The sequence below is a fragment of the Klenkia sp. AC732 genome, from assembly GCF_979256525.1.
This window is the reverse complement of record NZ_CEEDOS010000024.1, coordinates 45,395-59,039: the sequence shown is the minus strand read 5'-3', so window position 1 is coordinate 59,039 and position 13,645 is coordinate 45,395. Positions and strand designations below refer to the sequence as shown.

At 76.6% G+C, this 13,645-nt stretch carries 11 protein-coding genes; 5 read left to right on the top strand and 6 right to left on the bottom strand.

Going from position 1 to position 13,645, the window contains the following annotated elements; translation table 11 throughout:
- Positions 1-45: 45 nt before the first annotated feature.
- Both AC0IVP_RS13150 and AC0IVP_RS13145 read right to left on the bottom strand, forming a co-directional pair.
- Entirely contained in the window at positions 46-525 is a 480-nt protein-coding gene (locus AC0IVP_RS13150; protein ID WP_471757060.1) for a nucleoside deaminase, read from the bottom strand.
- Positions 522-1,550 (bottom strand): Gfo/Idh/MocA family protein, encoded by a 1,029-nt coding sequence (locus AC0IVP_RS13145; protein ID WP_471757058.1) that lies wholly within the window; start codon positions 1,548-1,550, stop codon positions 522-524. Before AC0IVP_RS13145 ends, AC0IVP_RS13150 begins: the two co-directional genes overlap by 4 nt.
- A gap of 70 nt (positions 1,551-1,620) precedes the next feature.
- Between AC0IVP_RS13145 and AC0IVP_RS13140 the strand changes: the two genes are divergently transcribed.
- A complete protein-coding gene (locus AC0IVP_RS13140; RefSeq protein ID WP_056290950.1) occupies positions 1,621-3,072 on the top strand; it encodes a catalase in 1,452 nt (483 codons plus the stop codon).
- A gap of 36 nt (positions 3,073-3,108) precedes the next feature.
- Here AC0IVP_RS13140 and AC0IVP_RS13135 read toward each other — a convergent pair whose 3' ends face one another.
- From AC0IVP_RS13135 to AC0IVP_RS13125, 3 genes are read right to left on the bottom strand one after another with little or no spacing between them, the layout of a single operon-like run.
- On the bottom strand, positions 3,109-3,978 hold the full coding sequence (locus AC0IVP_RS13135; RefSeq protein ID WP_082556593.1) for a hypothetical protein: 870 nt from the start codon (positions 3,976-3,978) through the stop codon (positions 3,109-3,111).
- Positions 3,979-4,029: 51 nt separating this feature from the next.
- On the bottom strand, positions 4,030-4,995 hold the full coding sequence (gene ppk2 / locus AC0IVP_RS13130) for a polyphosphate kinase 2 (RefSeq protein WP_471757056.1): 966 nt from the start codon (positions 4,993-4,995) through the stop codon (positions 4,030-4,032).
- 59 nt (positions 4,996-5,054) lie between these two features.
- Positions 5,055-5,426: a hypothetical protein gene (locus AC0IVP_RS13125; protein WP_471757054.1), complete on the bottom strand. Its 372-nt coding sequence runs from the start codon at positions 5,424-5,426 to the stop codon at positions 5,055-5,057.
- Between the two features lie 313 nt (positions 5,427-5,739).
- Between AC0IVP_RS13125 and AC0IVP_RS13120 the strand changes: the two genes are divergently transcribed.
- Positions 5,740-6,816 (top strand): MGDG synthase family glycosyltransferase, encoded by a 1,077-nt coding sequence (locus tag AC0IVP_RS13120; protein ID WP_471757052.1) that lies wholly within the window; start codon positions 5,740-5,742, stop codon positions 6,814-6,816.
- A 26-nt stretch (positions 6,817-6,842) separates the two neighbouring features.
- Here AC0IVP_RS13120 and AC0IVP_RS13115 read toward each other — a convergent pair whose 3' ends face one another.
- The gene (locus AC0IVP_RS13115; protein ID WP_471757050.1) at positions 6,843-9,212 is read right to left on the bottom strand and encodes a LuxR C-terminal-related transcriptional regulator; all 2,370 of its coding nucleotides are present in this window, start codon (positions 9,210-9,212) and stop codon (positions 6,843-6,845) included.
- Positions 9,213-9,493: 281 nt separating this feature from the next.
- Between AC0IVP_RS13115 and AC0IVP_RS13110 the strand changes: the two genes are divergently transcribed.
- From AC0IVP_RS13110 to AC0IVP_RS13100, 3 genes are all read left to right on the top strand, one after another.
- Positions 9,494-10,681, top strand: coding sequence for an IniB N-terminal domain-containing protein (locus tag AC0IVP_RS13110; RefSeq protein ID WP_471757048.1), 1,188 nt, complete (start codon positions 9,494-9,496; stop codon positions 10,679-10,681).
- Between the two features lie 232 nt (positions 10,682-10,913).
- Positions 10,914-12,623: a dynamin family protein gene (locus tag AC0IVP_RS13105; protein WP_471757046.1), complete on the top strand. Its 1,710-nt coding sequence runs from the start codon at positions 10,914-10,916 to the stop codon at positions 12,621-12,623.
- Positions 12,620-13,585, top strand: coding sequence for a hypothetical protein (locus tag AC0IVP_RS13100; protein WP_471757044.1), 966 nt, complete (start codon positions 12,620-12,622; stop codon positions 13,583-13,585). The genes AC0IVP_RS13105 and AC0IVP_RS13100 overlap by 4 nt, the downstream gene beginning before the upstream one ends.
- Positions 13,586-13,645 lie beyond the last annotated feature (60 nt).

The following is a 13,645-nucleotide window of genomic DNA, read 5'->3' as shown; positions in this document are numbered from 1 at the left end:
CGCACGACGCCCTCCCCGGTCAGCCGGGGAGGGCGTTGCGCGTGCTCAGGAGGAGTGCAGGCGGACGTGCAGCTCGCGCACCCGGGCCGAGAGCTCCTCGTCCGGGCCGTCGACCGGGATGCCCGGCGCGACGGTGGTGACCGGCAGGGTGGCGACCGGGCCGGCCGGGACGCCGAGCTCGGTGAGCCACTGCGCGAGCTGGGCCGAGGAGCTGGCGTAGACGATCCGGCCCAGACCCACCCAGGCGTGCGCCGCGGAGCACATCGGGCAGTGCTCGCCGGAGGTGTAGACCGTGGCCGAGGGCCGGTCGGCCGGGTCCACGTGCTCAGCGGCCCAGCGGGCCAGCTCGAACTCCGGGTGCCGGGTGGCGTCGCCGCCGGCGATCCGGTTGCGGTCCTCGGCGAGCACGGTGCCGTCCGCGGCCACGAGCAGGGAACCGAAGGGCTCGTCGCCGGCCTCCAGGGCCTCCTCGGCGAGCTCCACGCAGCGGGCCAGGTGCGCCCGGTCGACGGCGGTGAGGCTCACAGCGACACCACGGTGCCCTCGGTGGCGCTGCGCCGGGCGGCGTCCAGCACGGTCGCGGTGGCCACGGCGTCCCGCGCGGGCACCGGCACCGGTCCGGTGCCCTGGACCGCCGCGGCGAACGCCGGGTAGAAGGTGTCCCAGCGGCCGCGCTCGGGCGGCACCGGCTCGCCGTCGGGGCCGCCGCGGTGCACCCGGCCCCACGCCGACTCGGGCTCCACGCCCCACCGGTCGCCGAGGTCGGCGGGGGAGCGGCCGGCGACCAGGTGGTCCTCCTGGCCGTCGATGCCGTCGACCAGGTAGCTGCCCGTGGTGCCGGTGACCCGGAAGCGCGGGCCCGGTGCGCCCTGCCGCCAGCTGCCGCCCAGCACGGAGCGGCCGCCGGCGGTGTGCTGCAGGACGACGAGCACGTCGTCGTCCAGACCCGAGTCGCGCAGCGACCAGTGCGCCGACACCGTGGCGACCGGGCCCAGCAGCACGAGGGCCTGGTCGACGAGGTGGCTGCCGAAGTCGCGCAGCGTCCCGCCGCCGGCCGCGCCCGGGCCGTCCTGCGGGGCCAGCCGCTCGAAGCGGGACTCCAGCGACGTGACCTCGCCGAGGGTGCCGTCGGCGACCAGCCGCTGCACGGTCAGGAAGTCGGAGTCCCAGCGGCGGTTCTGGTACGGCGACAGCGGCAGGCCCACGCGCTCGGCCAGCTCCACCGAGGCCAGCGCGGCCGGGGCGTCCAGGGCGAACGGCTTGTCGCAGACCACGGCCAGCCCCAGCTCCAGCGCCTGGTCGGTCAGCGGGCTGTGCGTGTCGGCCGGCGTGGAGATCGCCACCGCCTCGGCGCCCGCGTCGACCAGTGCCTGCAGGGAGGCGAACGTCGCGGCACCCGGGTGCTCGGCGGCGACCTGCGCCTGCCGGTCCGGCGACGTCGTCACCACCCCGAGGAAGTCGACGCCGGGTGCCGCCGCCAGCAGCGGGGCGTGGAACCACCTCCCGCCGAAGCCGTAGCCGACCAGGCCGAACCGCACGTCACCGCTCATGACGGCGATCATGCCGCGCCACGCCGGGTGGCTCGGTTCGGACCCCCTCCGGTGGGGCACCCCAGGAGACATGACGGCAACCCCCCAGACCCGGGTGACCACCGACGACGCCGGGATCCCCGCAGCCAGCGACGAGCACTCGCTCACCGCCGGCGCGGACGGCCCGATCCTGCTCTCGGACCACTACCTCATCCAGAAGATGGCCCAGTTCAACCGGGAGCGCGTCCCGGAGCGCGTGGTGCACGCCAAGGGCGGCGGCGCGTTCGGCACCTTCCGGGTGACCGCCGACGTCAGCCACCTGACCAAGGCGGACTTCCTGCAGCCGGGCAAGGTCACCCCGATGCTGGCCCGGTTCTCCACCGTGGCCGGTGAGCAGGGCTTCCCCGACACCGCCCGGGACCCCCGCGGCTTCTCGCTGAAGTTCTACACCGAGCAGGGCAACTACGACATGGTCGGGAACAACACCCCGGTCTTCTTCGTGCGCGACCCGTCCAAGTTCCAGGACTTCATCCACTCCCAGAAGCGCCGGGCCGACAACGGCCTGCGCGACAACGGCATGCAGTGGGACTTCTGGACGCTGTCCCCGGAGTCCAGCCACCAGGTGACGATCCTGATGAGCGACCGCGGGACGCCGAGGACCTGGCGGAACATGAACGGGTACTCCAGCCACACGTTCCTGTGGGAGAACGCCGCGGGTGACAAGCACTGGGTGAAGTACCACTTCAAGACCGACCAGGGCGTCGTGAACTTCACCGACGACGAGGCGGGTGCGATGGCCGGCGAGGACGGCGACTTCCACCGCCGCGACCTGCGCGAGGCCATCGAGACCGGCGACCACCCGTCCTGGACGTTCTCCGTCCAGGTCATGCCCTTCGAGGACGCCGCGGACCACCGGGTGAACCCCTTCGACGTCACCAAGACGATCTCGCAGCAGGAGTACCCGCTGGTCGAGGTGGGTCGGATGACCCTGGACCGCAACCCGGAGAACCACTTCGCCCAGATCGAGCAGGCCGCGTTCGAGCCCTCGAACCTGGTGCCCGGGATCGGCTACTCGCCGGACAAGATGCTGCTGGGGCGGCTGTTCAGCTACCCGGACGCGCACCGCTACCGGATCGGCACCAACTACCTGCAGCTGCCGGTGAACGCGCCGCTGTCCCCGGTGAACAGCTACAACCGGGACGGCGCGATGCGCTTCAGCAACCCGGGCGACCCGGTCTACGCCCCCAGCACGATGGGCGGCCCGGTGGCCGACCCGTCGGTGGCCGAGCCCGGCTGGCACGTGTCCGGTGACATGCAGCGCGCCGCGGCGACGCTGCACGCCGAGGACGACGACACCACCCAGCCCGGCATCCTGATCCGCGAGGTGATGAGCGAGACCGACCGGGAGCACCTGGTCGCCAACATCCTCGGCCACGCCGGTGACCCCTCGGTGTCGGCGGAGATGAAGCCGCGGATCGTGGAGTACTGGCGCGCCATCGACCCCGGCATCGGTGCCCGGGTCGAGAAGGGCCTGCTGGGCTGAGCCGTCGGCCCGGCGCTCCCTCGTGGGGGCGCCGGGTCAGCAGGGCAGGTCGTGGTCCAGCGGCCGCCCGTCGCGCTCGACGACGTACTGGCTGAGCACCACCGACCCGCCGGCGACCAGCGGTGCGTCGGCGCAGTGCAGCTGGGCCTCGGACCGGGACAGCGCCCCGGCCAGCCAGCTGTCCAGCTCGTACAGCGAGCTGCCCGGCGGGACCAGGCCGACGATCTGCTGCCACTGCTGGCTGGTCGAGTAGAGACCGACCCGGGCGCCGGTGGTGGCCAGGTAGTCGTGCATGCCCTCCAGCGCCGCGCGGTTGGCGGCCAGCGCGGCAGCCGAGCCGGACTGCCAGGTGTTCATCGTCTCCACGTCCAGCCACCAGACCAGCTCGGCGGGGACGACGTCGACACCGGCGGCGCGGGCGGCCGGCAGCAGGAACCCGTGGATGTCCACCGACGCGCGGATCTGGCCGTAGACCCAGGAGCACGCGGTGTCGTTCGCGCCGGTGCAGGGGCCGTAGGGGGAGTCCCCGCTGCGCGGCCAGGTGCTGATCTCCTCCTGCAGGTGCCCGGGGTTCGCGGTGTTCACGTAGACCTGCAGCGCCGGCTGGCCGGGCACGTCACCCGTGGTGGAGTCGGCCCAGCGCAGCTGATCGACCAGGCACGGGTTGACCGTCGTCGCCACGCCGCCGTTGACACCGACGACGCCGAAGTCGGCGCCCGTGGGCAGCGGGGTGTCGCACTGCGGGTGGGAGACGTCGAAGCCCAGGTCGGCGGCCGGCGCTGCGGGCACCGCCGGCACGGCGGGCAGACCGGGCACGGGCAGCGGCGCAGCCGAGGCAGCGGTGGGCAGCAGACCCAGGACCGCCGTCCCCACCAGCACGGTGACCGCGCGCACCAGACCCCCCATGGCCGGGACGGTACCGGCCGTACGTGAGGAGGCGGCGGCGGCGGCCCGTGCTCAGGCGGGGCGGGCGTCGTCCTCGAGCACGTCGGCGGCCGACACCACGATCAGCGGGTCCGGCCGGCCGACGACGGACTCGTCGCGGCCCTCGTAGGGCAGCGTGGACAGCACGTGCCGCATGGCCTCCAGCCGGGCCCGCTTCTTGTCGTTGCTGCGGACCACGGTCCAGGGGGCGTGGTCGGTGTCGGTGGCGGCGAAGACCGCCTCCTTGGCCGCGGTGTAGTCCTCCCAGCGGTCCAGCGAGGCCAGGTCGGTGGGGGACAGCTTCCACTGGCGGACCGGGTCGATCTGCCGGACGACGAAGCGGGTCCGCTGCTCGCCGCGGGACACCGAGAACCACAGCTTGACCAGCCGGACGCCGCTGTCGACGAGCATCTGCTCGAAGCCCGGTGCCTGCGCGCAGAACAGCTCGTACTCCTCGTCGGTGCAGTAGCCCATCACCCGCTCGACGCCGCCGCGGTTGTACCAGGACCGGTCGAACAGCACGATCTCCCCGGCCGCGGGCAGGTGTGCCACGTAACGCTGGAAGTACCACTGGCTGCGCTCGCGCTCGGTGGGCTTGTCCAGGGCCACGACCCGGGCGCCGCGGGGGTTGAGGTGCTCGGTGAAGCGCTTGATGGTGCCGCCCTTGCCCGCGGCGTCCCGGCCCTCGAAGACCAGCACCAGGCGCTGCCCGGTCTCCTTCACCCAGCCCTGCAGCTTGAGCAGCTCGATCTGCAGCCGGCGCTTCTCGATCTCGTACTCGCGACGCGCGAGCCGCTCGGCGTAGGGGTAGTCCTCCCGCCAGGTCTCCACCCGGTCGCCGCTGGGGTCCAGCAGCTCGCGGTCGTCGTCCCAGTCCTCGTCGGAGTGCTCGTTGGGGAGGGGGGCGAGCTGCCAGCCGGTGAAGTCGCTCATCCGGTCGGCGTGCTCGGGGTCGGCGACGTAGCGGGGGGCGCCGGGCGGGGTGCCGAGAGGTGTCACGGGGGCAGGTTGCCGCGCCCGGGTGGACGGCGGGTGGACGAGGGGTGACCGCCGGCCCCTCAGAGCTGGTAGGTGCGCCACACCCCGTCGGTCCGGTCGCGCAGTCGGACGGTGCCGCCGGTGTCGGCGTCCAGGTCGAAGGCGCGGTGACTGGCGTAGTCGAACCCGGTCCACGACCCGGGGTGGGCCAGCTGCAGGGTGAGGAAGCGCATCGTGCCCTGGTGCAGCAGCCACCAGGTGGCGTCGGTGCCGGCCTGGCCGGTGACCAGCACGTCCTCGTCGGTGTCGTGCACGAAGACCCGCTGCGCGGTGACGTCGCCGGAGAAGGCGGCGCGGTGGGCGGACCGGTGGTCGAGCACCGAGGACGCCGGGCGGCCGGTGGTCAGCCGGCCGGCGATGTAGGCGACGGCGCGGGCGGTGCTGTCCTGCACGGCGGGCTCCTCGGCTGGGGTGCCACCGAGCGTCCCCGGGCCCGGTGTCGTCGGGGTGAGGTCCGGGTCAACAGCAGGCGGCGACCGGTGTGTCGACCCGGTGCGCCGCCCGCGGGCCCGATGGGCCGCCGCGGGCATCCGCGGTCGTACACCCCGAGTTCGTCGTGCGGTCGTGGCGGGAGCCCCGGCCGGTCCCCGGCGGCGCGGAGGGTCGGGGCGTGCGGGGTCGGCGACCGAGGGGACGGGCATGCACCTGGCGTGGCAGGCGGGACGGCCGGTCCGGAGGCCCACCGGGGGAGGTGGCCGGGCCGGCGTGCTGGTCGTGTCGGCCGGCGTGGGCGCCGGGCACGACGCCGCTGCGGCCGAGCTGGCCGTACGCCTGCGGGCGGCCGGTGTGCCGGTGTGGGTCCGCGACCTGCTGACGGTGCTGCCCGGTCCGGCCCGTCGCCTGCTGGGCAGCGGGTACGGGCCCTGCGTCGACCGGGCCCCGGCCGCGTTCGAGCTGCTGGTCCGCAGGCTGGAGCACGAGGGCCTGCTGTGGGGCGCCGTCCAGCGGGTCGCCACGTCGGCGTCCGCCGGGGTCGCCGCGTGGTGTGCGGACCTGCGGCCGGCCCTGGTCGTGTCGACCTACCCGGTCGCCTCCCAGACGCTGGGCGGGTTGCGGGCCACCGGGCGGCTCGCGGCACCGGTGCTGACCTACCTGACCGACCCCGCGGTGCACCGCAGCTGGCTGCACCCGGCCGTCGCGGCGCACCTGACGGTGTCGGCCGCGACCGCGGAGCACGGGCGGACCGCCTACGGCGCCCCGATGACGGTGGCCGGGCCGCTGGTGTCGCCCCGGTTCGACCGGCCGGTGCCCCCTGAGCGGCAGCGCCGGTTGCGGACGGCGCTCGGCCTGGACGCCGGCCCCGGCCGCCCGCTCGCGCTGGTGGTGGCCGGGTCGCTGGGTCTGGGCGACCCGGTCCCCACGGTGGTCGACCTGCTCGCCGTCGGTGCCACCCCGGTGGTGCTGTGCGGCCGGAACCCGGGACTCCTCGACCGGGTGGCCCGGGTGCCGGGGGCGGTCGCCCTGGGGTGGCGGGACGACGTCCCGGACCTGATGGCGGTCGCCGACGTGCTGGTGCACAACGCCGGCGGGATGTCCTGCACCGAGGCCCTGGTCGCGGGGCTGCCGGTGGTCACGCACCGCCCGGTGCCCGGTCACGGCCGGATCAACGCCGCGGTGCTGCACGACGCAGGGCTGGCGCCGTGGGCCCGCACCCGGACGGAGCTCGCCGCCGCGCTCGCCGGCGCCGCGCGCCGGCCCCGGACCCGGGTGCACCACCCCGACCCGGCGGCCCTGGTGCTGCGCACGCTCGCGCTCCGCGGGGCCGGGACGACGGCGGCCTGAGCCGGCCGGCCCTCCGCCCTCCGGCCTCACGGACCGGCGTCGAGCTCCCGGCTCAGCCGGTCGAGCAGGTCCGCGCGGCCGCCGGCGCCCAGCCGCCGGCGCATCCGGGCGACGTGGTGCTCGACGGTGCGGGGGGACAGGAAGAGCCGGGCGCCGATCTGGGCGTGCGTGCGGCCGGCCAGCAGCAGGCGGGCGACCTCCACCTCCCGGCCGCTGAGCCGGGCGCCGGGTGCCGGGGCGGCCTCCCGGGCGCGCCGGAGCAGCTCGGTGCGGTCCCGCCCCGGTCCGGTGCGGAGGGCGGCCCGGCCGGCCAGGTCCCGGGACTCGGCGGTCAGCCCCAGCCGCACCAGGCGGGACACCGAGGCGGTCACCGTGGCCGGCTCCGCGGTGCCGGTCAGCACGTCGGCCCACACCCGGCCCAGCGCGGCCAGCTCCCGGGCCCGGGAGCCGTGCCGACCGGCCCGGTCCAGCCCCGCCGACGCCTCGCCGGCTGCCGCGCCCGTGGAGGCGGCCCGGACGGCCGCCCAGTGCCAGCCCGCGGACCAGGGTGCCGGGTCGCCCAGCCCGGCCAGCAACGCCGAGCCCTCGGCGACGGCCACCCGCACCGCCGTCGCGGCCCCGTCGTGGACCTCCGCCGACGTCGCCGTGGCCACCTGCAGCTCGGCCAGCACCGGCAGGCCGAGCAGGTCGACCGGGTGCGCCCGGACGGCGTCCCGGACCCGCTCCCAGCCCTCGGCGGACGACTCCTGGGCGGTGCGCAGGCGCAGCACCAGGGACAGGGCGGCGGCCCACAGCTCGTCCCGTGCGGTGAGTCGCCGGCCGGGTCCCGGCTCGACGGCACGGAGGTGGTCGTGCGCGGTGGCCGGGTCGTCGGACCGCAGCGCCGACCACCCCAGCAGCAGCCGGTGCCGGGCGGTCAGCAGCGGGCCGCCGGTGGCCGTGGCGAGTGCCCGGGTGAGCAGCTGTCGCGCCGTCCCCGGGTCGCCGGTGTGCAGCGCCAGGACGGCGCCCACCGCGGCCGGGCTGTCCACCAGCAGCGCCGCGGGGCCGCCCGGTGCCAGCGCCTGGGCCCGGGTGAGGGAGGTCAGGGCCTGCTCGGTGACGTCGTCGCCGGCCATCGGGCAGGTCGTGGCCAGCAGTGCGGCCGCCGTCCTCGCCTGCGTGTCGTCCGGGTCGGGCCCGACGTCCCCGGTGCGTCCCGTGAGAGCCCCGAGGAGGGCCGCCGCGCCGCTGCCCGGGACGGCGCGGGCCGCGGCCCGGTGCTCGCCGGCCGCCGCCAGCAGGGTCGCGGCGAGCTGGCCGTCGGGGTGTTCCCGGACCGCGGCGAGCGCGAGGTCCACCCGCCCGTCGCCGGCGGCGGCCCGGGCGCGGAGACCTGCCAGCGACGACGCCGGGGCACCTGCGGCCACGGCCTCGTCCAGCAGGTCCGATGCCGCGCCGGGATCGACCTGCACCCGCGCCCGCGCCAGGTCGGCCAGCGCGGCAGCGGCAGACGGATCCGCCCCCCGGGCGGCCACCGCCCGGGCCAGGGCCGGCGGGACACGCCCCTGCTCGTGCAGCAGGGACAGTGCCCGCCGCCGCCAGCCGTGGGTCCGGGCGGCGGGCAGCGTGGCCGCCACGGTGGTCAGGGCGACCGGGAGGAGCGTGCCGTCGGGGCGGACCAACCCGGAGGCCCAGCAGGCAGCGACGACGTCGCCCAGCGGGGTGGCGAGCACCTCGGCGAGCAGGTCCTCCTCCCAGGGCACCCCGTCGCCGACCAGGGCCAGCACGGCGGTGGCGGGCCGGGGCAGCGTCGCCAGCTCCGCCGCGGCCCAGGCCCGGACCGCCCGGTCGCCGGCCGGGCTGCGGCCCAGCGAGGCGCCCACGAGCACCGGCAGCCCGCCGGTCCGCGCCGCGAGGGCGGCCGGGTCGACGTCGTCGGGGCCGGAGTGGTGCACCCAGCGGGCGACGTCCGCCTCGTCCAGGTGGGTGCGGTGCACCACCGCCCGGTCCCGGGGCAGGTCGGCCAGCAGGTCCCACCAGGCCGGTGCCGACGGTGCCGGGCGGGCCGCCAGCAGCACCCGGCCGGCCGGCCGGCGCAGCTGACGGCGCAGCGACGCAGCGTCGTCGGTGGTGAGCCGGTGCGCGTCGTCGAGCAGGACGGTCAACGGCGTCCGGGCCGTCCGGGCCGTCCGGGCCGGTCGGGGCTCCTCCCCGGGCCCGACGACGACCTGGCCACGGGCCCGCAGGGCCTCGGCGACCCGGCCCAGCAACCAGCTCTTCCCGGTGCCTCCGGCGCCGCTGACGACGACCACCCGGGGGAGCCGGTCGGCGGCGGCGTCGGCCAGCAGCTGCCCGGCCTCGTCCCCGGCGACGAAGGGCCGGGCCGTGGTGGTGGCCAGGCTCAACGCACGCACGGGTGGCCGACCTCCTCGTCCGGGCGGGCCACGGTGGTCCGCGAGGTGGACGGTAGGAGGGGCTGCCGTCCACGTCGGCGTCTCCGGGTGAACGGCCGGGAGCCGCCCGGTGAAGCCTCGGGCCCACGGGCCCGGCAGCGGTGGGGCGTCCCCGCACGATCCCCCTCCGGTGGCGCCGGGAGAGGGGGACCGGACCGGGTGACCCTCCGTGAGGGTGCGACGGACAGTGGCCGGGAGAGCGGGGCCACCCCCCGCCACGACGACCCGAGGAGCTCCCCGACGTGTCCGACATCGCCAGCTCGCTGCTGACCTTCATCCTCGACCTCCTGCGCGACCCGGCCGCGGCCCGCGCCTTCGCCGAGGACCCCGACCGGGCGCTGGCCGACGCCGGCCTGTCCGACGTCGACGCCGCCGACGTGGCCGCCCTCGAGCCGGCCGTCGCCGAGCACGTGCCCGCGCTGGCCGCCGCCGGGGCCGCCCCGGTCCACTCGGCCGCCGGCCGGACCGCCGACCACGCGGCCGCCACCGCCGCCCCGGCCGCCACCGCGACCGCCACCGGCGCCGAGCCGACGTCGGCCGTCGAGCAGCTGCAGGTCCTGCAGGCGACCTACAGCTACACCGATGCCAGCGTGCACAACGACTACTCGCACGACGTGTGGGCCGAGGGCGACGCCTACCAGGTCATCGGCACCAGCAACGTGATCGGCGACAGCAACGCCGTCGGCGCCGGGTCCTCGACCCGCGACGGCCGGGACTCCTCGGACAACAGCGTCACCACGGTGACCGTCGGCGACATCGCGTCGGGCAACGACAGCTCGGTCGACGCCTCCGACAACAGCGACAACTCGGTCGTCGACAACTCCGACAACAGCGACAACTCGGTGGACTCCTCCACGACGGTCCGGGACTCCTTCAACGGCAACGACCTGTCCGACAACAGCGACAACTCGGACAACAGCGACAACTCCGTGGACTCCTCGGACAACAGCGACAACTCGGTCGTCGACAACTCCGACAACAGCGACAACTCGGTCGACTCCTCGGACAACAGCGACAACTCCGACAACTCGGTCGACAACAGCGACAACTCGGTCGACTCGTCGGACAACAGCGACAACTCCGACAACTCGGTCGACAACAGCGACAACTCCGTGGACTCGTCGGACAACAGCGACAACTCCGACAACTCGGTCGACAACAGCGACAACTCGGTCGACTCCTCCGACAACAGCGACAACTCCGTCGTCGACAACTCTGACAGCAGCGACAACTCCGTGGACTCCTCGGACAACTCGGTGTGGACCGACGCCAGCGACAACTCGGTGGACTCCTCGGACAACTCCGACAACTCGGTCAACGACTCGTTCGGCGGCAACGACTTCTCCGACAACTCGGTGGACGAGTCCTTCGACGGCAACGACTTCTCCGACAACAGCGACAACTCGGTCTCCGAGGACGCCACCGTCTGACCGGTCGCGGCGGAGCCCGCCCGGGCCCCGCCGCACCCCGCTCCACCCGCACACCCGTGGGCCCCGGTCGGACGCCGACCGGGGCCCACGGCCGGCTCCCCCCAGGAGGGACCCCATCTCCACGCTCGAGGTCCTGGACCGGCTCGCGGCTGCCGCGGCGGCGGCCGACGTCCCCGACGTCGTCGCCGCGCTGGCCCGCGCCCGCCGGCGGCTGACCTCCGACGTCCGCCGGGTGGTGCTCGTCGGCGCTCCCGGCGAGGGCACCAGCAGCCTGGTGGACGCCGTCGTCGGCGCCCCGGTGTGCCCGGTCGGCGACGACGGCGGCACGACCGTGCCGTGGGTGGTGCGCGGCGGCCCGGTCGTGTGCGCCGAGCTGGTGGAGACACCGGCCGGCGACGGCGAGCCGCTGCGACGACAGCTGCCGGTGCGCGGGCTGCCCGCCGCGGTGGCCGACCACGCGGCGCCCGGGCGGGTGTCCGTCGAGGTCCAGCTGCCCCGCCGGGTGCTGGACACCCTGGAGCTGGTGGACACACCCGGCGTGGGCGGGCCGGGCGACCCCGAGGGGTCCCGCGCGCGGGCCGCGGTCTCGGGCGCCGACGTCGTCTGGCTGGTGCTGGATGCGGGTGCCCCCCTGCTGCCCGAGGTGGCCGACGTCGTCCGCGCCGCCGTGGACGCCGACGTGCCGGTGCACCCGGTGCTCAGCCGGATCGACCTGCACCCCGCCTGGTCCGACCGGGTCCGCGGGCTGCGCGCCGAGCTGGCCCGGCTGGGCGTCGACGGTCCGGTGCGCGGGGTGTGTGCCCGGCTGGCCGACGAGGCGGTGCGCCGGGCCGAGCCCGGGCTGCTGGCCGAGTCCGGGGTGCCGGACCTGGTCGCCGCCGTCCCCCCGGCGCTGTCGGCGGTCCCGGGGGGAGCGGCCGGGCCGACCCGGGCCGCCCTGGTCGCGGCCGCCGCGGTGTTGCGGGCGCACGGCGCCGCCCGGCTGGCGGAGCTGCAGGACCCGGCGGCCGTGGCGGTGGCCGCCCTGGGCCTGGACGACGTCCGGGACCGGGTGGACCGGCTGCGCCGGCAGGCCTCGCGCTGGCAGCAGGTGCTGGGGGACGGCACGACCGACCTGGTCGCCGACCTGGAGCACGACCTGCGGGACCGGTTGCGGGCGGTCACCCGGGACGCCGACGAGGCGCTGGACGCCCACGACCCGGGTGCCATGTGGCCGGCGGTCGACGGCTGGCTGCACGCCCGGGTGGCCGAGGCGGTCACCGTCAACGCGCGGTGGGCCGCCGACCGGGTCGACTGGCTGACCGGGGAGGTGCTGGCCCTGGTCGAGGCCGACCTGCGCGACGTCGCCGGCACCGAGGTCGGCGCCGCCCCCGGGGCCCGGGTCGGTGACGCGCGTGGACTGCTGGCGGGCCTGGCGGACGTCGCGGTGGTGGACCGCGGCCGGCTCACCGCGCTGCAGAAGGTGCTCGTCGGCATGCGCGGCAGCTACAGCGGGATCCTGATGATCGGGCTGGTCACCAGCCTGGCCGGGCTGCCGCTGGTCAACCCGGTGTCGGTCGGGGCCGGGTTGCTCATCGGCGGCAAGGCCTACCGGGACGACGCGGCCCAGCGGCTGACCCGCCGGCGGGGCGAGGCCAAGGGCGTGGTCCGCCGGCACCTGGACGAGGTCGGGTTCCAGGTCGGCAAGCACCTGCGCGACGAGCTGCGGGCGGTGCAGCGGACCCTGCGCGACGTCGTCGCCGGGCACGTGGACGCCCTGCAGCGGGCGGCGACCCTGGAGCTGCGCACCGCCCAGGAGGCGAACCGGCGGCAGACGGCCGACCGGGACCGCGAGGTCCGCGCGCTGCGCCGCCGGCTCGAGCAGGTCGCCACCCTGGAACGTGCGGTCGCCGCGCTCCCGGCGGGCGGCGGGCCGACCGGTGTCGTGCGGGGCGTCGCGTGAGCGCGGGGGTGCTGGTCACCGGGGCCCCGGCGAGCGGGCGCCGCACGCTGGCCGGCGCGCTGGCGCACGCGCTGCCCGCCGTGCCCCAGGCCCCCGACGCCGGGCTGCGCGTGCACCTCGCCCGCCGGCTGGACGCGGCGGCGCTGGCGGCGACCGCGCCGGTGCTGGTGCTCTCCCGGGCCGACGAGACGGCCGGCGGCCGGGCCGGGGCGATGGTGGCCGCGGCGCGGGTGGCGCACCGCTGGGCGCAGCACCCGGCACTCGCGGGCACCCCGGTGGTCGTCGTCCCCGTCGCGGGGCTGTTGGCCGCCGCACCGGCGACCCTGGTCCCCGACGACCTGGTGGCGCTGCGGCTGCTCGCCGCGGCCGGCCCGGGAGAGGTGGAGGAGCTGCTGCTGCGGCCCGGCGCGCTCGGGGCCCGACTGGCCGGGCAGCCGGGCACCGACGGGCGGGAGCTCGTGGGACGGCTGGGGGTCGTCGGCGTCCGGCTGGGGGCCAGCCTGGTCCGGGAGGGAGTGGGCGACGTCGCCGGGCTGGGTGCCGAGCTGGCCCGCCGCAGCGGCCTGCCCGAGCTGTGTGCCGCCGTCCTGGGCCGGCTGTCCGCGGGCTCAGCGGCCGACGTCCAGCCACCGCCCGACGGACCGGAGGACGACGGCAACCAGCACCGCGACCATCGCCGTCGCGCAGGCCAGGAAGCCGACCTCGTCCAGTGGCGGTCCACCCCGGACGACGTCGGCGGCCACGACGGCGGAGGCGCCGGCGACGCCGGAGAGCACCCCGAGCACCCACCGGGACCAGGCGCGGCGGCGCAGCAGCAGGGCGAGGCAGGCGGTGCCGGCCAGGAGCGCGACGAGCACGGTCCCCACCGGCAGCAGCAGCGTGGTCGCCACGCCCGAGCGGAGCACCGCCGCGGTCGCCTCCGGGTCCTGCTCGGCGGCGACGGCGGCCAGCCGGGCCCGTGAGGCGTCCAGGTCGCGCGCCGTCACCACGAGGGCGACCAGCCCGGCCAGCGCCCCGGCCGC

What these genes read in the sequence shown, in the direction of transcription:
- AC0IVP_RS13145 (WP_471757058.1), bottom strand. Translation starts at nt 1,550, where the DNA reads ATGAGCGGTGACGTGCGGTTCGGCCTGGTCGGCTACGGCTTCGGCGGG.
- AC0IVP_RS13140 (WP_056290950.1), top strand. Translation starts at nt 1,621, where the DNA reads ATGACGGCAACCCCCCAGACCCGGGTGACCACCGACGACGCCGGGATC.
- AC0IVP_RS13135 (WP_082556593.1), bottom strand. Translation starts at nt 3,978, where the DNA reads ATGGGGGGTCTGGTGCGCGCGGTCACCGTGCTGGTGGGGACGGCGGTC.